This is a genomic window from Listeria valentina (genome assembly GCF_011800755.1).
GTDB classification, from domain to species: Bacteria; Bacillota; Bacilli; order Lactobacillales; family Listeriaceae; genus Listeria; species Listeria valentina.
This window is the reverse complement of record NZ_JAATJW010000043.1, coordinates 1-20349: the sequence shown is the minus strand read 5'-3', so window position 1 is coordinate 20349 and position 20349 is coordinate 1. Positions and strand designations below refer to the sequence as shown.

19 protein-coding genes are annotated in these 20349 nt (G+C 40.8%); 6 read left to right on the top strand and 13 right to left on the bottom strand.

What is annotated here, in order from left to right; translation table 11 throughout:
* The 7 genes from HCK02_RS09895 to iolA form a co-directional block, all read right to left on the bottom strand.
* Positions 1-1189: AAA domain-containing protein (locus HCK02_RS09895; RefSeq protein WP_208970469.1), on the bottom strand; the 1189-nt coding region annotated here is incomplete at its 3' end.
* Positions 1190-1412: 223 nt separating this feature from the next.
* Positions 1413-2279, bottom strand: coding sequence for a sugar phosphate isomerase/epimerase family protein (locus tag HCK02_RS09890; protein ID WP_167629951.1), 867 nt, complete (start codon positions 2277-2279; stop codon positions 1413-1415).
* A gap of 117 nt (positions 2280-2396) precedes the next feature.
* Entirely contained in the window at positions 2397-3275 is an 879-nt protein-coding gene (gene fba, locus HCK02_RS09885) for a class II fructose-1,6-bisphosphate aldolase (protein WP_167629950.1), read from the bottom strand.
* A gap of 18 nt (positions 3276-3293) precedes the next feature.
* Positions 3294-5210 (bottom strand): 3D-(3,5/4)-trihydroxycyclohexane-1,2-dione acylhydrolase (decyclizing), encoded by a 1917-nt coding sequence (iolD, locus tag HCK02_RS09880; RefSeq protein ID WP_167629949.1) that lies wholly within the window; start codon positions 5208-5210, stop codon positions 3294-3296.
* 27 nt (positions 5211-5237) lie between these two features.
* A complete protein-coding gene (gene iolC / locus HCK02_RS09875; protein ID WP_167629954.1) occupies positions 5238-6206 on the bottom strand; it encodes a 5-dehydro-2-deoxygluconokinase in 969 nt (322 codons plus the stop codon).
* Positions 6207-6218: 12 nt separating this feature from the next.
* Positions 6219-7040, bottom strand: coding sequence for a 5-deoxy-glucuronate isomerase (gene iolB / locus HCK02_RS09870; protein ID WP_167629948.1), 822 nt, complete (start codon positions 7038-7040; stop codon positions 6219-6221).
* 17 nt (positions 7041-7057) lie between these two features.
* Positions 7058-8524 (bottom strand): methylmalonate-semialdehyde dehydrogenase, encoded by a 1467-nt coding sequence (iolA, locus tag HCK02_RS09865; RefSeq protein WP_167629947.1) that lies wholly within the window; start codon positions 8522-8524, stop codon positions 7058-7060.
* A 221-nt stretch (positions 8525-8745) separates the two neighbouring features.
* Between iolA and HCK02_RS09860 the strand changes: the two genes are divergently transcribed.
* Together HCK02_RS09860 and HCK02_RS09855 are read left to right on the top strand one after the other, a co-directional pair.
* A complete protein-coding gene (locus HCK02_RS09860; protein WP_167629946.1) occupies positions 8746-9513 on the top strand; it encodes a DeoR/GlpR family DNA-binding transcription regulator in 768 nt (255 codons plus the stop codon).
* 13 nt (positions 9514-9526) lie between these two features.
* Positions 9527-9916, top strand: a complete 390-nt coding sequence (locus HCK02_RS09855; protein ID WP_167629945.1) for a tautomerase family protein — start codon at positions 9527-9529, stop codon at positions 9914-9916.
* Positions 9917-10065: 149 nt separating this feature from the next.
* On the opposite strand, the gene iolG (HCK02_RS09850) is transcribed toward HCK02_RS09855, so the two are convergent.
* From iolG (HCK02_RS09850) to iolG (HCK02_RS09840), 3 genes are read right to left on the bottom strand one after another with little or no spacing between them, the layout of a single operon-like run.
* A complete protein-coding gene (gene iolG, locus HCK02_RS09850) occupies positions 10066-11073 on the bottom strand; it encodes an inositol 2-dehydrogenase (RefSeq protein WP_208970468.1) in 1008 nt (335 codons plus the stop codon).
* A gap of 13 nt (positions 11074-11086) precedes the next feature.
* A complete protein-coding gene (locus tag HCK02_RS09845) occupies positions 11087-12553 on the bottom strand; it encodes a sugar porter family MFS transporter (protein ID WP_167629944.1) in 1467 nt (488 codons plus the stop codon).
* Positions 12554-12555: 2 nt separating this feature from the next.
* A complete protein-coding gene (gene iolG, locus HCK02_RS09840; protein ID WP_167629943.1) occupies positions 12556-13584 on the bottom strand; it encodes an inositol 2-dehydrogenase in 1029 nt (342 codons plus the stop codon).
* A 211-nt stretch (positions 13585-13795) separates the two neighbouring features.
* Between iolG (HCK02_RS09840) and iolE the strand changes: the two genes are divergently transcribed.
* A complete protein-coding gene (iolE, locus tag HCK02_RS09835; RefSeq protein ID WP_167629942.1) occupies positions 13796-14695 on the top strand; it encodes a myo-inosose-2 dehydratase in 900 nt (299 codons plus the stop codon).
* Positions 14696-14740: 45 nt separating this feature from the next.
* Here iolE and HCK02_RS09830 read toward each other — a convergent pair whose 3' ends face one another.
* Complete coding sequence (locus HCK02_RS09830; RefSeq protein ID WP_167629941.1) at positions 14741-15583, bottom strand: sugar phosphate isomerase/epimerase family protein; 843 nt, start codon at positions 15581-15583, stop codon at positions 14741-14743.
* Between the two features lie 16 nt (positions 15584-15599).
* Positions 15600-16613 carry a bifunctional inositol 2-dehydrogenase/D-chiro-inositol 1-dehydrogenase gene (gene iolG, locus HCK02_RS09825; RefSeq protein ID WP_167629940.1) on the bottom strand — a complete coding sequence of 338 codons (1014 nt, stop codon included), beginning with the start codon at positions 16611-16613 and terminating at the stop codon, positions 15600-15602.
* A gap of 156 nt (positions 16614-16769) precedes the next feature.
* On the opposite strand from iolG (HCK02_RS09825), the gene HCK02_RS09820 reads away from it, so the two are divergent.
* On the top strand, positions 16770-17666 hold the full coding sequence (locus tag HCK02_RS09820) for an AraC family transcriptional regulator (RefSeq protein ID WP_167629939.1): 897 nt from the start codon (positions 16770-16772) through the stop codon (positions 17664-17666).
* 579 nt (positions 17667-18245) lie between these two features.
* On the opposite strand, the gene HCK02_RS09815 is transcribed toward HCK02_RS09820, so the two are convergent.
* Positions 18246-18746: a GNAT family N-acetyltransferase gene (locus HCK02_RS09815; RefSeq protein WP_167629938.1), complete on the bottom strand. Its 501-nt coding sequence runs from the start codon at positions 18744-18746 to the stop codon at positions 18246-18248.
* 121 nt (positions 18747-18867) lie between these two features.
* Here HCK02_RS09815 and HCK02_RS09810 point away from each other — a divergent pair, with 121 nt between their 5' ends.
* Positions 18868-19422 carry a biotin transporter BioY gene (locus HCK02_RS09810; protein ID WP_167629937.1) on the top strand — a complete coding sequence of 185 codons (555 nt, stop codon included), beginning with the start codon at positions 18868-18870 and terminating at the stop codon, positions 19420-19422.
* Between the two features lie 93 nt (positions 19423-19515).
* Positions 19516-20205, top strand: coding sequence for a Crp/Fnr family transcriptional regulator (locus HCK02_RS09805; protein WP_167629936.1), 690 nt, complete (start codon positions 19516-19518; stop codon positions 20203-20205).
* Positions 20206-20349: the final 144 nt, after the last annotated feature.

Sequence of the window (20349 nt, the reverse complement as noted above, 5' to 3'; positions counted from 1 at the left end):
ATTCCTTTAGTAACTTTTCAAAATTTACTTTTTCAAGAATTGCACTATATTTTTTTAATTGTTTTTTCTTTTCACTAAGTAATTTTTCGTAATAATAAAATTGTAATGAATAATAAAAATTCATACATTCTTCGTAGGTTCTCAAAAATTTTGTCTTAAATATCTTGAAGTTTACCAATAAATGAAATCTTTCTTTAAATGAAATGTGCTTTTTAGCAAGATAATTCACATAAACAAGCAAATCACTTATTTTTTCTGGCTGTAGCTTATACCTACTAATATCCATTAAAGTGACAAACCTGTTATCTTCATGCCATTCGCTTAGATATTTTTGCTCAGTAACTATTTCGTTAATTTCTGCAGTTAATTGTGCAACTTTATTTTTGGCAGATAAACTAGTATCTATTCTTTTTAATAACTCATCAATTTCTACAATGTCTATGTCTACACAGTCATCTCTAGAAAACGTTTTTTCAGTTATTTCTTGAAAGAATTCATTTTTGGCAGCATTTTTCCCTAATTTCGCAATCAAATAGTCTAATTTTTCTTTAGCCATCTTTTCATAGACATTTTTAACTGCTAAGTTATTGTTTGAAACAATAGCAACTGTTTTATCATTGACTAAAATATTTGCAATAATATTTAATATTGTTTGTGTTTTTCCAGTTCCAGGAGGGCCTTCAATGATGCTAATCTGAGATGAAAAAGCATTTTTAACTGCACTCAATTGACTTTGATTCATGCCAAAAGGAAATATAAGATGTTTAGCAGCTTCTCTACTTTTAGTCTCCCCACAACAATACGCATGAAGTGCTGTATCACTATATGGAGTGATTTTTCTAAGCTGATATTCTATATTCTCTATCATTGAACGCTTGTCCAAACTAGCATTCTCAATGCGTTCATTTAAGACTTCTTCAAAATATGAAAACACTTTTTTGTGCTTTAAATCAGAACGTTTTGTGACAGAAACTTCCTCAGATTTCATAATGTAGTTTTTACTATCATTTAGATAATTTACAATTAAGTACTTACCCCCATAACTCACTGCGCTATCAATTAACTTATAAATATTTCTCTCTTTTTTCTTCTCTAAAATCCCGTTTTCAATTTTACTTGTTGGCCTAATCTCACATACATCCAGTGGTCGCGTAAATTTTTTACCCGATGGGAATGTTGCTGTTACCATTATTTCATTCCCTCTACTCCATAGATACCAATCTTTTATTTGTTTTGTCTTATCCTGCCTATCCATGTGTATAGAAAACATTTTCATCACCTTGATCGTGTTTTATAATCTGTAGATAATATAATTATACCAAATTATCTGTCTTATAAACATCTAAAAATATTTTTCTTTATTAATAACTAAAGAAGGCAAACACGCGCGGGCTTGCCTTCTTCTCGTTCACTTATTTTATCCCGAGTCCTGCTTTCATTTTCGCAAGTGTTACTTCATTCGACCAATCCGGTCGGTCTGGATAGGCAAACACGGCATTTGTCGCAATGCCATCAAAACTCATCTTGCGAAGTTCCGCAAATAGCGTATCAAAATCCACTTCACCTTCGCCGATATTGAGATGCTGGTGAATCGTCACATCGGCATCTGGCGGATTGATGATATAACGCAATCCAAAAGCCGCTTTATGATTGAGCGTATCTGCAAAAAGCACATGCGCAAGCAAATCTCCAGCTTCTTCAAAGTGCTTCGCTACATCGCCAATCCCGTCATCATAATAAAAAGCATGCGCCGTTGAATAAACATATTTAATCCAATCTTTATCTAGCGCTCGAATCATCCGAATCGCTTCTGTATTCGTTTCGATAAAGTCATTGGGATGGGCTTGCAAGTTCAACTTGATGCCTTCTCTCTCAAATAGCGGGATCAACTCGTCCATGGAACGAAGAAAAGCCGCTTCACTTTCTACAGGCATTCGTTTATTTCCACTAAATTCAGTGTTCATTAAATCAACACCTAGCTCGGAAGTGATTTCGATGGAGCGCTTCCAGTTGCGAACAGCCGCTTTTCGTTCTTCCTCGTTCGGCGATGACCATTGTTGGACTGGAAGTACAGATGAAATCTTAACTCCAGCATCTTTTGTGTAGCGCTTCAAATCTGCAATCAATTGTTTATCCACTTTGGGATACTCATAAAACCAGATGAAATCTTTTCGCGGTGAAAGTTCCAAGTACTCATAGCCAAGCCTTGCCACATGTTCGACCGTGTCTCGCAAATTCGTATTATCCCGGTAATGGGACGGATCATAAGCAAGTTTCATATCTAATTCCCCCTATGTACAATTATTTAAAAATCTTCATCAACGACATTGCTTTTAATTTAGCTAAAACTTGATTGCTCTTTTTAACGCTAGGATACCCATTCTGCGTTTTTCATATTAGCTTCTTTTTGCCGCCATTTCACTTACTCGATTTACTGAGCCAAATTCACGCATTTTTTCTTCCACAACTTCTTCGATCGCAACGAGGCTTGGTAATGTAAGTGCACGCGGTTCAAAAACCTCTGGATTTTCCGTAAGTGATTCCGCCATTTTCTTTCGCCAAGCGAGATTACATTCCGTATTGATATTAATTTTAGCGTGTCCAAGTGCGATTGCTTTTTGGATTTGCTGTGACGGAATACCCGATGCCCCGTGCAAAACAAGTGGAACGCCCGCTTCCCTGCTGATTGCTTCCATTTCAGTAAAGCCCAGTTTCGGCTCGCCTTGATATTTTCCGTGGACAGAGCCAAGTGCTGCGGCTAGTGCATCCACCTTTGTGCAAAAAACAAGCTCCACGCACTCATTCAAATCAGCATATTTGATTCCACCAACGAGCCCATCTTCCATTCCACCGACAGAGCCGACTTCCGCTTCCACAGATACCCATTTCGAATGCGCATAATCAGCTACCTTTTTCGTATTTTGGATGTTTTCTTTTATTGGAAGATGCGAACCGTCATACATGACGGAACTGAAACCAGCATCAACAGCCGCAAAGCAGCGTTCGACACTTTGCCCATGATCCAGATGTAGCACAACCGGAACCGTGATCTTCATTTCTTCCATCAAATTATTGACCATCCCCGCAATCGTCTTAAACCCGCCAAGATAGTCAACCAGCCGGTCAGAAGCTGCCACAATCACCGGGGAATCCAAGCGCTCTGCTGTCCGCAGAATCGCTTGAATCCAGATGAGGCCATTAATATTGAATTGCCCCACCGCATAGCCATTTTCTTTCGCATCCTTTAAACAATGATTCAATGAAACAAAAGCCATTCGGGTTCCCCCTTTTCCTTAATAACGTTTCGCTTTTTTCAATTTTTCTGCTCGTTCTGCGGATGCTTCCAAGACTTGTTCTTTCGATGAAACTTCGGATACCCCAACGTTCCAGAATCCTAAATAGCCATCCGACATCGTCTTCGGTAACACTTTCATTTCAATTAGCGTCGTCCGGTCTTGTTTTTTCGCATCTAAAAGTGCTGCTTCCAGTTCTTCTTTCGTGTTGGCACGGTAAACCACAGCCCCGTAGCCTTCCGCAATTTTCGCATAATCGACATTCATAACCTTTTGGTCTTGATCACGGAATTCGCAGTAAAAACTATCGCTACCATTTTCCATTTGCAAATTATTGATGCAACCGAATCCAGAGTTATCAAAGAGCATAATATTCAATTTATAGCCCGTTTGAAGCGAGGTTAGTAGCTCCGAATGAAGCATTACAAAACTGCCATCGCCAACCATTGCATAAACCTCTTGGTCTGGACATGCCATTTTGGCGCCGAGTGCACCATTTATTTCATAACCCATGCAAGAAAAGCCATATTCCAAATGATACGTTTCTGGAACAGTCGGGTTCCAGAGGCGCTGCATATCTCCCGGGAGCGACCCCGCCGAAGTTAAAGCAATGCTATCTTCTGCAATCACATCATTGATCGTAATGAGTGCTTCCGTTTGAGTAAATTCAGTTCCAAGCGCGTCTGCGTATTCATTGAATGTTTCTTGCGTAAATTGATCTTTAATTTCTGGATCAAAACTTGCTCGATCAAATTTGACGTTCGCAAGCCGCGCGCGTTCTGCTTCCCATTCTGCTTTAAGTTGCCCAATTTCATCCCCGTAACTCGTTTGATAATCAAGAAGTAGCGGCTTCAATTTAAGAAGCGTCGTCTTCGCGTCTGCAACCACTTGAAACGCATCAAATTTATACGTTTGTGGGCGGTTCACATTGATATTCAAGAATTTCGTTTTGTCATAATTGAATGCCGTTTTCGAGCTTGTCGTAAAATCGGTATAGCGTGTTCCGATCCCAATCACAAGATCGGCCTCGCGAATCGCTTTATTTGCGGCTAACGTTCCGAGAATTCCTGTTCCACCAAGATTATTCGCGAAGGTATATTCAACAGTCGATTTCCCAGCATGCGTTTCTACAAGCGGAATATTGCAAGTTTCCGAAAGCTCGATCAGCTCACGGCGTGCACCAGAATAACGTGCACCTCCGCCGACAATGATAACTGGACGTTTACTTTCTTTAATCAATTCTGCCGCACCAAGCACTTCACGTTCAGTCGGAATCATTCGATTGATATAATGCACTCTTTTCTCGAAAAATTCAGCTGGATAATCATACGCTTCCCCTTCTGTATCTTGGGCGATACAAACCGTAGCGGGACCTGCTGTTGCCGGGTTCGTCATCACTTCAAAAGCGCGAAGCAACGCACTCATCAGCTGTTCAGGACGTTCAACTCGGTCCCAGTAGCGGGAAACCGCTCGCAGAGCATCATTCGTAGTAATCGAAATGCTCGATTCTTGCTCAAGTTGTTGTAAAACGGGATCTGGCTGACGCGTCGCAAAAGTATCGGCTGGAAGAAAGAGAACTGGAATATTGTTCGCAAGTGCTGTTCCTGCCGCCGCTGTGAAGTTAGCTGAACCCGGACCTGCTGAAGCCGAGCAAGCAAAAATCTTTCGACGGTTTTTTTGTTTCGCAAAGCCAATCGCCGCATGTGCCATCCCCTGTTCATTTTTCCCTTGGTAGACTTTTAGGTGCCCGCTATCTTCTGATAACGCTTGACCAATCCCAAGAACATTCCCGTGTCCAAAAACCGTGAAGATTCCTTCCACAAAAGGGGTTTCCTCACCGTCAAATTCAATATATTGTGCATTTAAGAATTTTACTAACGCTTGTGCCGTTGTAAGTCGAATTGTTTCGTATGCCACTTCCGTTCCCTCCATCTCTCTCGTTACTTAAGCGCCAATCAAGGCTTCAATTTCTGCCACCGTCGGCATTGCATCTGAAGAACTGTGTTTGCTCACAACAATGGATGCAGATGCACTCCCATATTTGAGAGCGGTTTCAATATCTTTTTCTTGGAAGAGCGCGTACAAGAATGCTGAGGCATAGGAGTCACCCGCCCCGAATGTCTTGAGCACGTTCGTTTTGTAAATACCAGCTTGGTAAATTTGTCCGTCTTTTGTATAAGCGTTTGACCCTTCCGAGCCACGTTTAATGACGACAAGTTCAGCATGATGTTTGAAGAGATTGTCCACCGTTTCTTGATTGGTGCCCTTTTTCCCTTCCATCATATCATATTCATCGCGTGTCCCAATAACAATATCCGATTGGGCTGCGATGAGCGAATAATAAACGGCCGTTTCTTCTTCTGATTTCCACGTATAAGGTCTGTAGTCCAGTTCAAATGCCACAAATACGCCATTTTCACGAGCTAGTTGAACGGCTTTGATTACCGCTTCTCGGGATGGGCTTTGGGCAAGTGCTGTTCCTGAAATGAGCAACAGTTTAGCTTGCTTGATATAAGCTTCGGATACTTCACTTGGTTCTAAGTAAAGGTCTGCCACATTTTCACGATACATTAAGATGCTGCATTCCTCAGGACTTTTGATTTCCGTAAAGGCAAGCCCGACTTTGCGGTCTTCCGTATCCTTCACCATGCCACTCGTATCAATTCCTAAGTTTTCCATGTAGCTCTTGATGAAGTTACCATGCTGATCGTCCGGAATCTTCCCAATGAAGCCAGCCTTTAAGCCCAGCTTCGAAGTTCCAATCGCAATGTTGGCGGGCGAGCCGCCAACATATTTTGAAAAGGTCATCGTTTCTTCCATCGGTCGGTTATATTCGACTGCATTCAAATCAATGCAAGCTCGTCCAAGCGCGATGAGATCAAATTTAGCTTCTTTATTTTTATTTAAATTTATCATTTCCGTCCACTACTCCCTCTCTAATATCCATTCATGGTCTGGATCGTTATGGAATTTCCAAATTTTCGTTGGGCCCGCCATCACATTTAGATAATATGACGTGTAGCCATCTGGAACGCCAACTGGATGGTAACCTTTTGGTACAAGGACCACATCGCGATTTTCAACCGCCATTGTTTCATCAAGTGTGCGGTCATCTGTATAGACACGTTGAAACAAGAAGCCTTGTCCTGGATTGATTTCGTGATAATAGCTTTCTTCAAGAAAAGATTCATTTGGCAAATTGTCAACGTCATGCTTATGTGGTGGATAACTTGAGAAGTTGCCACCTTCCGTATACACTTCAACGACAAGTAGACTATTTGCAAGGTTGCTGTCATCAGGCAAGATATTGTGTACATGCCGCTTATTTTGATACTTGCCACGGTCCTCGATGGAGTTGTCTTCGGCTTTTATCAGCGCAACATCAAGCGGCTTGTCCGATTTCGCATAACAAAGTGCAACACGCGAAACCTCCGTTTCCCCCTTAATCGTGAAACTTTCACCGGTTCCAATATAAACACTGTCCGTCGGAATTTGTTCAAAGACACTCGCACGCGTTCCAATATTTTCGAAGGTTTTCGCACCAGCAGCTACCGAGATTTTTCCGGCTAGAGCAACGGCACAGCATTCCAACCCGCTCAAACTTTCTTCGTAAATCGCGCCTTGTGTTAAGTCAATCATTTTAAAGCCCACATACTCTAATCCAGAATTTGTTTCATTGATATCTTGAACGAGCGTAACGCCTTCAGCGATTTTCGTATTTTGTGGTTTTCTTTGTAATTTACTCATCTTTATTCCTCCTCCTTCTAGTCACGAAAAGCTTTTTGTGAATAACGAGCCGTTACCACTTTTTTGCGTGTATAGAAATCAACGCTATCTTTTCCATTTGCATGTAGCGTACCATAAAACGAAGATTTCCACCCAGAGAATGGGAAGAAAGCCATCGGAGCGGGCACACCTAAGTTGATACCTAGCATTCCAGCGTCGATGTTTTCACGGAAATAACGAATTGCATCTGCGCTATTTGTGAAGAGGCAAGCACCGTTAGCAAATTCAGATTGATTAGCCGTTTCCACCGCTTCTTGCAAGTTTTTCGCACGCATCACAGAAAGCACAGGAGCAAAAATTTCGTCTTTCCAAATCGTCATGTCAGTTGTGACTTCTTCAAAAATCGTTGGACCTACAAAGTAGCCATCATTTGGAAGTTCTTTCCGCCCATCAAGTGTAAGCTTCGCACCTTCTTCAATTCCTTTTTCAATATATGAAAGCGTCCGTGCTTTATTTTCTTCACGAATTACTGGACCTAGGAAAACGCCATCATCCAAGCCGTGCCCCATTTTCACGTTTTCCGCTGCTTCTTTGAGCGCCGCAACAAAGCGATCGTAAATTCCATCTTCTACCGTCACAACTGCACAAGCCATACATCTTTCACCAGCTGATCCAAAGGCTGCCGCGATCACATTTGTTACCGATTCTTCCAAATCTGCATCATTTAAAACAATCGTGTGATTTTTCGCACCTGTTAGCGCTTGAACGCGTTTCAAGTTCGCACTACCCGTTTTATATACGTATTCACCAACAGGTTTAGAACCAACGAAAGAAACCGCTTTTATAATCGGGTTCTCTAAAATCCCATTCACAACATCATGCGCGCCGTAGACAAGGTTTAAAACGCCACCAGGAAGACCTGCTTTTTCAAAGAGTTCAACGAGTTTTTCCATCAATAGTGGGGTTTTTTCTGATGGTTTCAAAATAAAAGTATTTCCCACAGAAATCGCCATTGGGAACATCCAGCAAGGAACCATCATCGGGAAGTTAAATGGAGCAATCCCACCAACCACGCCGATTGGATAGCGGTAATTTGTGGCTTCAACATCCGTTGCAATCGAAGAAAGTGAATCTCCCATCATAAGTGACGGGGAACCAGCAGCAAATTCCACATTTTCAATCCCGCGTCCTACTTCACCAAGCGATTCCGAAAGGCTTTTCCCATTTTCAATCGTAATAAGTTCGGCTAGTTCCTTTTTATGTTCAATCAGTAATTGTTGGAACGCGAACAAAATCCGTGCACGTCTTGGAACAGCTATTTTACTCCATGATTCAAATGCTTTTTCAGCAACTTCTGCCGCTTCATCTAATTCGCTTCTTGTCGAGATTGGAACTTGACAAATGACTTCTCCAGTTGCTGGGTTGTAAACGTCTTCAAATTTTTCCGTCTTACTTTCGCGCCACTCGCCACCTATGTAGTTTTTAAGCTTCCGAATTTCCGTCATGATCATTCTCCTCTACATTCACAAACATGCTTACCTTTTGAACATATTTGTTATATTTTGATTATATTATATATAATAGTTGATAACATTGTTTTCGTCAAGAAAAATATCCAAAAACATCTTCATTTTCCACCAAAAAGAGTAAGTGTTGATTATTTTTTGATAATATGATATAAATAGAACATGTAACATTACCAAATATAGATAAAGGTGGCCTACCCATGAAAGTTAAACGAATACAAGCTATCGAAGATTACATCCACGCTCAGGGAACCGTGAGCCTTGATGATCTGTGTGAGCATTTTAATGTTTCAAAAAACACAATTCGCCGGGATATCAATAAAATTGTAGAGACGAACCGAATAAAAAAAGTTTATGGCGGCGTTGTTTCCGTATTATCAAATGAAAACGAACTCCTTCCATTTGAAAATCGAGATATCACAAATCACCTTGAAAAAGAAGAGATCGGTTCACTTGCCTCTCAATTGATTGAAAACGATGATTTAATTTTCATTGATTCAGGAACGACCACGCGTTATCTTGTCCAGCATATCCCAGCTGCAAAAAATGTGACCATCATCACGAACAACCTAGATGTCATCAACCTAGCAAGCAAAATGGACAACATCAAAATCATCGTCATTGGAACAACGCTGAAGCACCGAACTAAATCATTTGTCGGTGTTGAAAACTGGTCCTTTTTTGATAAATACAACGTCACAAAAGCCTTTATGGCGGCGACAGCGTTTTCCTACGAACAAGGTGTCATGAACTCAGATAATCTCGAATATGAAATCAAAAAACGGATGATGAATAAAGCCAGCAAGAAGATCTTGATGGTTGACCATAACAAAGCCGGAAAATCCGCTTTACTAACTTACGGAGCACTTGCCGATTTTGACTATCTAGTGACTTCTAGCACGCTTCCGGATGCTTATCAAGATTACTGTGAGAAGCATGATGTCGAAATCATGACGTCAGCGAAATAAGGAGGAAACTTACATGCCTTTATTAAACATTGATATGCTCCGCGGGAAAACGCCCGCGGAAAACAAGAAAGTTTTGGATGCGATTCATGCGGCAGTCGTGGAAGCTTTTGAAGTTCCCGAACGTGACCGTTATCAAATTTTAAATTTGCATGACCAGGCAGAGATGATTTTGCTAGATACGGGCCTTGGTTTTGACCGGACGGAAAACCAGCTGGTCATTCGAGTGACGAGTAAAAAGCGTACAGAAAAGCAAAAACAACTTTTCTACAAACGAGTCACAGAGCGTCTTTTGGATGAATGCCAAATCGAGCCTCGCGATGTGATGATTTCCATTGTTGAAAATGGCGACGCAGATTGGTCATTTGGATACGGTGAAGCTCAATTTTTGAACGGAAAACTTTAATTTAAACCATTTTAAGGTAAAATAAAAACTTTGGCTTAAGAGTACAGCTCCTACTAAGCCAAAGTTTTTTATTTGTACCTTTTTCATTCCCTTGATCATTAAAGAAACAAGCACACTGGAAACTTTTCCAATGCACTTGCCTTCTTTTATTATTTGATTTCCAGATTAACCGCTACTTTTCCACCAGTTTCAAGTGATTTTTTAGCCGCTTCCGCAATTCGAATCGCCATGATGCCATCTTTAAAACTGCATTTTGTTGGCTGATCTTGTCTGATACTATCGAAAAAGGCTACTTCTTCATTGAAAAAGGCATCTTGATATCTTTCTAAGAAGAAGTATTTCGGCGTTCCTGCTTCAACAGATTGCGCCGTATAACGATTGACATGGTAGTCAGGTTGATTTAAGGATTGTAGCATTCCCTTTTCTCCAAAAACTTCAATCCGCTGATCATAACCATAAACGGCTTTACGGCTATTATCAATGACCCCCATCGCTCCGCTTTTAAATTTCAGTGAAACGATCGCCGTGTCAACATCTCCAGCGGCGCCAATTTTCGGATCAACTAAGCTGTTTCCATATGTGAAGACTTCTTCGACTTCATCGTCCATCATAAAGCGTGCCATATCAAAATCATGGATCATCATATCCATAAAGATACCGCCTGAACGCTTCACATAATCGATATTCGGTGGTTCAGGATCTCTTGATGTGATCTTCAAAATGTGTCGCTCGCCAATGGCCTGACTCGCTGCCTCAAGCTTCACTTTTTCATGACTTTTATCAAACCTGCGATTGAAGCCGGTTTGGAATTTTACGTTGTTTGCTAAAACAGCATGATAAGCCTCTAAAATGGAAGCTTCTTCTGTTCCTACTGGTTTTTCACAGAAAATGTGCTTTCCAGCATTCGCAGCTTGGATTGTTAAATCTGTATGCGTATCAGTTGGTGTACAAATGAAAACGGCATCAATTTCTGGATCATTGAAAATATCGGCTGCTTCTTTGGTGACAATTTCTACACCGAAACGTTCTTTCCAGGAATCCTCTGCAAAAATATCACAAATTGTTTTCACTTTTATATCTTTCATTTGCTTTAAATTGCCTAAGTGGACTTGTGCAACACGTCCGGCACCGATCATACCAACATTTAAACTTTTCAATTTGATCACTCCTTTATTTTTCAGTTCTTGCTTCTTCTTTAATTTCTTCTTCCATTTCTTTTTCAAGAATGCCTTCTTCCACCTTCATATCAGATTCAAATTGATCTTCAAATTTGAAGTCCAGTTCAATTTCTTCAAGCGTCTTCCCTCTTGTTTCTGGTGCATATTTGAAAGTGAACAGATAAGAAAGAATATTAAAGATAGTAAAGATTAAGAATGTATTTGGTAGCCCCACGCCCGCAAGTAAAATCGGGAAGATGAGTGCTACGGCAAAGTTTGCCATCCAAAGGAAGAAAGTCGAGATTCCCATTCCGAGTCCGCGAACTTTTTGCGGGAAAATTTCAGAAAGCAAAAGCCATGTGATTGGCCCAATGCAACCTTGGAAAAAACCGATAAATAGTACTGTTAGAGTGATAACCATGTACGGCAAGAAAGCGGCATTTGGAAAAGTGAATAGTGCAATCGTGATTAATGCCATGCAGAGTGTCGTACAAGTAATCCCAGTCAAGATGAGTTTGCGGCGGTCAACGCGGTGCATCAAGCTAATACCAATGATAACTGCAAGCACGGATACAAGTCCATTCGCAACGTTTGCAATCAGCGCCGCACTGGATGCGAAACCGGAACGTTGTAAAATCGTTGTCCCGTAATACATCATAATGTTGATTCCGATAAGTTGTTGCGTCACCCCAAGACCGATTCCGATGAAAATCAGGCGTCTAATCCAAGGCTTCTTTAAATCGGCAAAAGTAGCTTTTGGTGCTTCTTTTTCGCGTTTTAGCGAGATATCAATAACATTTAATTCTTCTCTCGCTCCCTCTTTCGAACGTACTTTACCAAGAGAGTCGAGTGCTCTTTCTTTTGTTTTGTTGAGATACAACCAGCGTGGCGACTCTGGAACACGCATGATGCCAAAGAAAAGAACAAGTGCTGGAATAATCGCCATAGCTAGCATGTAACGCCAGATGTGTGTGCTATCGACAAAGGCCGTTCCAAGAACAGCATTGATCAAGAAAGCTATAAATTGTCCGGAAACAATCATTAATTCATTTTGAGTAACAATCCGACCACGCATTTCTGCAGGTGAAATTTCTGCCAGAAAAGTTGGAACGATAACGGAAGCCCCACCAACTGCAAGACCTAGGAACAACCGAGCGGCAATCATTAAAGGAATATTTGGTGCAACTGCACAAAATACGGAACCTAGTACAAATATAATGGCTAAGTAAAAAATCACTCGTTTCCTGCCGAAGCTATCGGAAAGTTTACCACCGATTAAAGCACCAAATGCGGCGCCAAATGTGACGGCTCCTGTTACAAGACCTTCTGTCACAGGGGTTAATCCGAGTTCACTTGGGAGACGCATAAAGTCAAGCGCACCGTTCATAACACCTGTGTTATAACCGAATAATAATCCCCCAAAAGTTGAAATAAGTGCAAAAACTGCTAAATTTCTCTTTGATCGCTGGTCTAAATTCATGCTTATTCATCCTCCAATGCCACAAGTTCGCCTGTTTCAAAGGACTTCGTACAGGCAAGGGCAATTTTTGTTGATTCTAATCCGTCTTTTGCTGTTACATCCGGTTTATCCCCATCGCGAATGCAGCGAGCAAATTCTGTTAATTCATTGATGAAAGCTTGTTTAAATCGTTCTGGAAAGTGTTCCGAGCAAGGACGTCTCACTCCTTTGTCGTCAAAAATCGTCACGAGATTCTTTTCTGGCTCCTGAGCCACGCGAAGCATTCCTTTTGTTCCCATAATTTCTGTTTCAACGTGATAGCCATGATTTGCATTTCTGCCTGAAACAAGAATGGCGATGGCATCATTTTTTAATTTCATGAGAGCAGCGCCTGTTTCTGTATCTCCATATTCCGCTAGTTCCGGATAAGCAAAGTTGTTACCAATTGCCCAAACTTGTTTTACTTCTTCACCGGTGAACCAGCGTACAAGATCGATATCATGGATTGCCATATCAATGAAAAGACCTCCACTTGAACTGTTTTTAGCAAACTTGACGAAACTTTCCAGTCCAGAACTTGGATCGATTCCGTAGCAACGAACAAGCGTCACTTCCCCAATTTCTCCGCTTTCTACCATTTCTTTTGCATAGCGGTAAGACTCATCAAAGCGGCGCATAAAGCCTAACATAAAGACTTGTTCTGGCCGAGCTTCAATCACCTTTTTCGCCTGCTCAATTTCCGGTAGCGACACCCCAAGTGGTTTCTCGCAAAAAACATGTTTCCCTGCAGCGAAAGCGTATTCAATTTGCTTGGTGTGCAAGCTTGAGGGTGATACAATAATGACGGCATCAATTTCTGCCTCATCGACCATTTTCTCAAAGCTCTCATATCCTTTTTGAATACCAAGTGACTCTTTAGCAAAATTAAGCTCCTCGGGCACAACACTGCATGCTGCTACAAGTTCTAAATCTTTAATATAATTTTGTACATTTGAAGCATGAACTTTCCCAAGACGGCCTAATCCAACAATTCCTGCCTTTATCGGTTCCATCTTTTTTCCTCCTTTTTATGTAAGCGCATTCTCGATAAAACCAATTATAATAAATGTTGGTCATTTTTTCAACAACTTTTGTTATTTTTTGATAAATATATCCAAAAAATGCTTGATTTAACTTGTTAAATTAGCTAAAATAAAGAAGAAATAAGATTATCAAGTCAATGTAACCATAATATAACCAATAAAAGAACAGGAGTGAAGCAAAATGGCAGTTGAAGTAGCAAAAATTCACGTAGGAATTGCTCCAATTGGTTGGAGAAATGATGACATCCCAGAAATTGGTAAAGAAAATACATATAAACAGATTCTAAGCGATGCAGTCCTGGCTGGTTTTGAAGGAACTGAAGTAGGTGGTTGTTATCCGACTGATCCTGACGAACTGAATAAAGAACTTAGCCTCCGCGATACGCGTATTATCGGACAATGGTTTAGCGGCTATCTGATTCGCGACGGGATCAACCAAGCAAAACAAGATTTTGAAAAACACTGCGCTTTTTTAAAAGCGGTTGACGCAGATATAGCCGTTTATTCCGAACAAACTTACAGCATTCAAGGAACAGACAAATGCGTTTACACAGAGAAGCCAGATTTTAGTGATGTCGAATGGGATACACTCACTGCAGGACTAAATGAACTCGGTGAAATCGCAAATCATTACGGCTTGAAACTCGCTTTCCACCATCATATGGGAACAGGCGTCCAAACAAAAGCTGAAGTAGATCGTTTAATGGCAGCAACTGATCCTAATAAAGTACATTTACTCTATGATACAGGCCATATTTTTGTTTCGGATGGCAACGCGCTAGAAATCCTGCATAGCCACTTTGACCGGATCGCACACGTTCACTTTAAAGACGTTCGGGGCAAGAAACTGGAAGAATGCAAACAGACGAATAAGTCTTTCTTAGACTCTTTTCTTCACGGGGTGTTCACGGTCCCAGGAGATGGCGACATTGCCTACCAAGAAATTTATGATTATCTCATTCAAAATCATTATGAAGGTTGGATTGTGATTGAAGCCGAGCAAGATCCAAAAACAGCCAACCCGCTTGAATATGCACGCTTAGGAAAAAACTTCATGGATTCACTTCGGAGATTCAACTAAGCATGAAAAGGGCAACCCGGAAACCGGGTTGCCCTTTTCATTTGCTTAATAATACTTTGCGATGACCGCATCGGTTGTTGCTTTTGCCTTTTTAATAACTTCCTCTGGATTCATTTGGTAGTATTCAGGTCGGAATAGCTCAACAGAAGCAACGAAATCATAATTCAATTCTTTCATTTTCGCAAGATGCGCCTGCAGGTCAATGATCCCTTCTCCCGGATAGCAACGATCAGTATCACGCATTTGCCCAACTGGATAATCATCAACATCATTAATATGGAAAATGAAGATTTTATCGGCAGTTTCTTTCGTCACATTCGCAAGGCTTGAATGCATTCCCGTAAATTGGAAAGTATCATAAACGAGCCCCACATTGTCCCGGTCAACCGTCCGCACGATTTCATAAGCTTGCTCGAAAGTGTTCACCGTATTTTCTGGGATGCCGATAAATTCGACAGCAATTTTTACGCCATATGGCTTGGCGAGATTGGATAGCTCGGTTAGCACTCGCACACAACTTTCATTCACTTCTGGAACAAGGGTTTTGCCTTTTTCAGTGTCGTCCAAATTGGATGGGACTGCACAAATATATTCGCATTCGATCGCGCGACAAATTTCCAAGTATTCTTTAAACTCTGTAATGACAGCCTTTTCGTCTTCTTTCGTGCGATTATTGAAAAAGCAAAGCGCATTTAGCGAAAGTGGTTTAATTTGATGGGTATCAAAGTACTGTTTTAAGTCCGCCAAACTGTGGCGTGTCAAGTAATCCTTCAGCTGATCAATCGAACGAATTTCAATGTAGTCATACCCGTATTTCTCGCAGTATTCTAGGTTTTCTTCAAGCGTTGCGTTTTCAAATGTTGTTCCCTCGTTAAATCCAATTTTCATGCCTTATTCCTCCTTTTTAGATTCGATAAAAGTCAGGTGTTTCTGGAAGATCGATTTTTTCTACTTCGCCACTTTGCTGCGCCTTCACGCCTGCATCCGCCGTAACCGCTGCAACGTATCCATCCCAAGCAGTTGGATAAGATGGCGAGCCCGTTTTTTCAACGGCATTTATAAAGGCATTAAATTCATTGTCATACGCATCCATAAAACGTTTTTTCCAGTCCATCAATAAGTTTTCACTACGTTTGGCATCTTTTCGAATTCCAAGACTGCTCACTTCTGGCAAGGACAGGATGCCCTCTTCGCCGACTACGCGACACTGAATATCATAGGCATAGCCACAGTTTACGAAGATTTCCGCGTGAATTGAAATGCCACTTTTCGTCACTAAATGAACAATTTGTGGATCTTTCAAATGTGATAATTTATTTCTCGTTTGTTTCGGATAGAAAACTTGGATGCTTTCATAATCATCATCTACGAGCCAGTGCAAGACATCAATTTCATGAATCAACGTGTCGACAACTGCCATATCGGTTGTATAGTTTTCATCCACTTGCGGATTGAAATGCTGACAAGAAAGCATCAGCGGTTCACCAATTTCTTTCGCATCAAGCGCTTGCTTCAGCATTTGATAGCCCGCATCATAACGGCGCATAAAGCCCACTTGAAGCAGCCGCTTCCCTTGTTTCATTTCGGCATCGATGATTCGCTTGCACCCTTCAGCCGTTGTCGCAAGTGGCTTTTCACAAAATACGTACTTTCCAGCTTCGATTGCCTTCAAAACGGTTTCCTCGTGAGCCGGCCCCCAACTTGAAACGATGACCGCATCCACATCAGCTGCGATAAGTTCAGCATCCGTCGCAAAAAATTGCGCATCTAGTTTAAAATCGCGAATGATTTGCTCTGCATTTTCTTGGTGGATATCCGATAGCGCTACAATTTCCGCCCCTGAAATCCGTTTCGTAATTCGCTCGATATGTTCTCTTCCAATTGCCCCAGTTCCTACTACACCCATTTTAAGTGTCATGCTTGCCATCTCCTTTTGATTAACTTGATTTGTTTTGTATTCGCTTTCATTGTAATGAAATTTCGATTCCCTGCCACGGCAAAAAAGTGCTATAAAATCGTAAATTTTTGCTTTTTTATCAATTCTTGGTTATATTGGAACCAAGAAAGCCAACATTTGATAATCAAGTCTGACAAAGAGGTGATCACAATCAATCCTTACATCCCAAAAATCGAACCGGGGATTCTAGCCAAAAGAGGTCCTTTCTTTTACGAAACGACGGAGCTCACTCGAAAGCTTTACCTCCACGCGTACTGGAGCGGCGAATATCTCGTGGACGTCCAGTACAGCCTGACCCGCGATTACATGAGCTCATTTTTGGTGTTCTTCGTCAAATCCGGCGAACTGCATTTTGACTACCGCGAACAAACCTTTACGGCTCCTGCAGGAACGCTCGTGCTACTTGACTGCAAAGAAAAAAATCATTACTTTGCTTCGCAAAACGCCCGCTTCCAGTTTGTCCATTTTAACGGCCCCACGGCTCAAAGTTTCTGCGATGCGCTGTACGCTCAACACGGCTCGCTTTTTTCCCTTCCGCCAGAACAAAATCCAATTCCGCGCATTCTTGATTTGATGGAATCTGGTGCTCTGCACGACTTTGAAATTGCGGCTTGCTTTAATGAGCTATTGGGGCGCTTGTTTGAGCGAACTCGCTTGCCACTTGAGATGCGCAGCGCACCATCGGATAAATATCCACCAGAAATCCAAGCGGCCCTTACTTTCATTCACAATAACTATTACGAAAAAATAACCATCCAAAGATTAAGCCATGAAGCGAGCCTCAGTTCGTATCATTTTTCTAGACTTTTCAAAAAGCACACCGGAGAAAGTCCGCATCAATACTTGCTTACACATAGACTCAAACAAGCCAAGCGAATGCTTCTTGAAACCAACTTGACGGTCGAACAAATAAGCGCACAATGTGGTTTTTCTTCAAGCACGCATTTTATCAAAGCCTTCGCTAGCGCAAATGCAGGCACAACGCCAGGCAAGTTCCGCAAAGTCCATTTTTGATGCCAAACAAGAAGCGCTGGGCAAGTTGCCCAGCGCTTCTGTTTATAGTTTTACTTGCTTTATAAGTATTTTTTCATTTTAAGTTACCTTTTTAGTTATCATTCTTTCAGTTTAGCACAAGAACAACATAGATGATTTGAACGTTTTGTGAATTTTTCAGCAAAGCACATAGAAAAACACCCTGCCTCAAAAACAAGGTGTTTCTTTTTTAGTTATGTTACCGAGCCATTTAGAATAACATAGCTCTAAAACAGATCGCTAGCACGCATATCAAGATAAGCTGTTTTGGAACCATTCAGAATAACACAGCTCTAAAACATCAAAAACAGGCAAGATGCGGACAGTAAGGTTTTGGAACCATTCAGAATAACACAGCTCTAAAACCTCGGAAAGTTTTTCCGAAATTTCGTAATCACGCTATTCGTCCCTAGCAAAGGACTTCAATTCTGATGGTTCCCTTTTCTTGCCTGACTCCACTTAGGCTCATTAACATCATAATACTTTACTACTCAAAATACAAGTTAGGTTCTACCAAGATTGTCCTTTTTTCGCGCGACTCCACTTGGCATTTCTAAACTGTCACAATTCTTCTTCAATATTGTGCGTCAAATGCATCCGAATTGTATCTAATTTATATCCATAAAAGTCATCAACAAAGCGCTCCGTTTCAACAAAGCCTCTTTGCAAGTAAAACTGGTAGGCATAATCGTTTCCTTTTTCCACATTCACAAACATCGGCAGCGGTAAGTTAAACAAATGGATTCCTTCCTCTAAAACTTGCGTTCCGTAGCCCTTTTCTTTCTCACTCGGAAGAATATAGAAAGCCGATAACTCACTTTTCCCTTTATCTAACTCAATAAAATTCGCAAATCCAATAAGCTCACCCTCTTTTTCTAGAACAACAAATGGGGTTGCGCTAATTCTGTTTTCTAGTGTTGCCAGATTGTAAAATTTTTCTAAAAAACCGTCTTGCGTTTCTCTCGGAATAATCGTTTCGTATGTATCATGAAAGGATGCCGTTGCTACTTCTCGAATTTTCTCAGCGTCTTTTATTTCCGCTTTTCTAATCTTTATAGTCATCATGAATCCCTCCTGTTTCAAATTTCTATTTTACTCAATTCTTTACCCTTTTTTACTTGAAAAAAAACACAATTAATGTTAACCTTTAAAATTATAAGTTCACATTGAGAAGTGTTTCCCTTTGCGAAATGAAAAATTAAAATTTCTAATTTTAGATGCGTTGTTTGCAGTAATCATCGCGATTCTTGCACAAGTTGCCATCCCGATTGGTCCGATTCCCTTCACAGGTCAAACTTTTGCCGTTGGACTTGCTGCCACAATTTTAGGAGCTCGCCATGCAACAATTTCTGTTTTGGTTTACATAATTCTCGGAGCAATTGGAATTCCAGTCTTTCAAGGTATGACAGCCGGACTGGGCATCATTGTCGGCATCACAGGCGGTTATATTATCGGCTTTCTAGCCAATACTTATTTGACAGGACTTATTTTAGATAAAACACGCTATACAACTAAAATGGCCATCATCGCTAATATTGTCGGAGCAATGTTTACTTTACTTTTCGGAATGTTTTGGCTCAAAATTAGCGCAGGCATGTCGCTTTCGCAATCTTTCTATACCGGCTTTGTTCCTTTCTTTATCCCCGGCATCATCAAGGCAGTTCTTGCAGGTGTTTTAGGAATTATGATACGAAACAGATTGATAAAAAGTCATTTAATTCGTGTAAAATCCGAGTAAACGTGCATTAGTACACAATTCAATTAGTACCCAAATTGCTTTTTCTTGCTTATAATAAAAAAGTAAATATCGGAAAAAGGGGTACGAATTTATATGTCACTTGAAAAAGAATTGGAAGAAACAGACTTTGATTTGCTTACATTGTTGCAATCAAAACGGGAATCTGTTCTGCCGTATTCAAGAGTCCATTTCAAGCGGGGAGAAACCATTATTTCAGAGGGAGAGCAAAATCAGTATTTTTACATCATTTTAGATGGAGCCGTTTCAATGAACAAGGGCACTTGCAGGGAAGATATTATTTTATCCTTTCTTGGAAAAGAAGAAGCATTGGGCTTTTTTCATTTGGCCGAAAATAGTTTTTCACCGATTTCTTATGAAGCCGTTAGCGAGGTCAGTGCTTACCGTTTTGAAAGCGATTATGTCCGTGAAAAAATTGCAAAGGAAAAGCCTGATCTTTTTTTACAGCTCGCAAATTTAGCTGCTTTTCCGGCGTTCGAGCGCGAAGCCAAGGTGCATCTTCCTTCAGACGAAAAAATTTTAGCGGGACTTATCATAATCGGGAAGAAATTCGGGCGTCTTGAAGAGGATGGTTCCTGCCTGATTCCTTATTTTTTCACGCAGAAAATCCTCGGAAACTACTTAAATCTGGCTCGTGCGTATGTGGCGACGAATTTACGAAAACTTGAAGAGGAATGTGTCCTTTCTCTGTCGCCCAAGCCATGGCGGATTCATCAATTTAACAAGCACGAAGAGCGCTTAAAACGTGAATATAACTTATTTTAAAACATCATGAAAAGCTTTTTTCATGATGTTTTTGCGTTTTAGGCGTATACTTCAATTGGAACTTTATTAGTCTAGTGGTAATAAGTCAAGCTGAACTTTTAAATTATTTTCAAGGAAAAACTAATTTTTGAGCGCACTGAACTA

What these genes read in the sequence shown, in the direction of transcription:
- HCK02_RS09890 (WP_167629951.1), bottom strand. Translation starts at nt 2,279, where the DNA reads ATGAAACTTGCTTATGATCCGTCCCATTACCGGGATAATACGAATTTG.
- fba (WP_167629950.1), bottom strand. Translation starts at nt 3,275, where the DNA reads ATGGCTTTTGTTTCATTGAATCATTGTTTAAAGGATGCGAAAGAAAAT.
- iolB (WP_167629948.1), bottom strand. Translation starts at nt 7,040, where the DNA reads ATGAGTAAATTACAAAGAAAACCACAAAATACGAAAATCGCTGAAGGC.
- iolA (WP_167629947.1), bottom strand. Translation starts at nt 8,524, where the DNA reads ATGACGGAAATTCGGAAGCTTAAAAACTACATAGGTGGCGAGTGGCGC.
- HCK02_RS09860 (WP_167629946.1), top strand. Translation starts at nt 8,746, where the DNA reads ATGAAAGTTAAACGAATACAAGCTATCGAAGATTACATCCACGCTCAG.
- HCK02_RS09855 (WP_167629945.1), top strand. Translation starts at nt 9,527, where the DNA reads ATGCCTTTATTAAACATTGATATGCTCCGCGGGAAAACGCCCGCGGAA.
- HCK02_RS09845 (WP_167629944.1), bottom strand. Translation starts at nt 12,553, where the DNA reads ATGAATTTAGACCAGCGATCAAAGAGAAATTTAGCAGTTTTTGCACTT.
- iolG (WP_167629943.1), bottom strand. Translation starts at nt 13,584, where the DNA reads ATGGAACCGATAAAGGCAGGAATTGTTGGATTAGGCCGTCTTGGGAAA.
- iolE (WP_167629942.1), top strand. Translation starts at nt 13,796, where the DNA reads ATGGCAGTTGAAGTAGCAAAAATTCACGTAGGAATTGCTCCAATTGGT.
- HCK02_RS09830 (WP_167629941.1), bottom strand. Translation starts at nt 15,583, where the DNA reads ATGAAAATTGGATTTAACGAGGGAACAACATTTGAAAACGCAACGCTT.
- iolG (WP_167629940.1), bottom strand. Translation starts at nt 16,613, where the DNA reads ATGACACTTAAAATGGGTGTAGTAGGAACTGGGGCAATTGGAAGAGAA.
- HCK02_RS09815 (WP_167629938.1), bottom strand. Translation starts at nt 18,746, where the DNA reads ATGACTATAAAGATTAGAAAAGCGGAAATAAAAGACGCTGAGAAAATT.
- HCK02_RS09805 (WP_167629936.1), top strand. Translation starts at nt 19,516, where the DNA reads ATGTCACTTGAAAAAGAATTGGAAGAAACAGACTTTGATTTGCTTACA.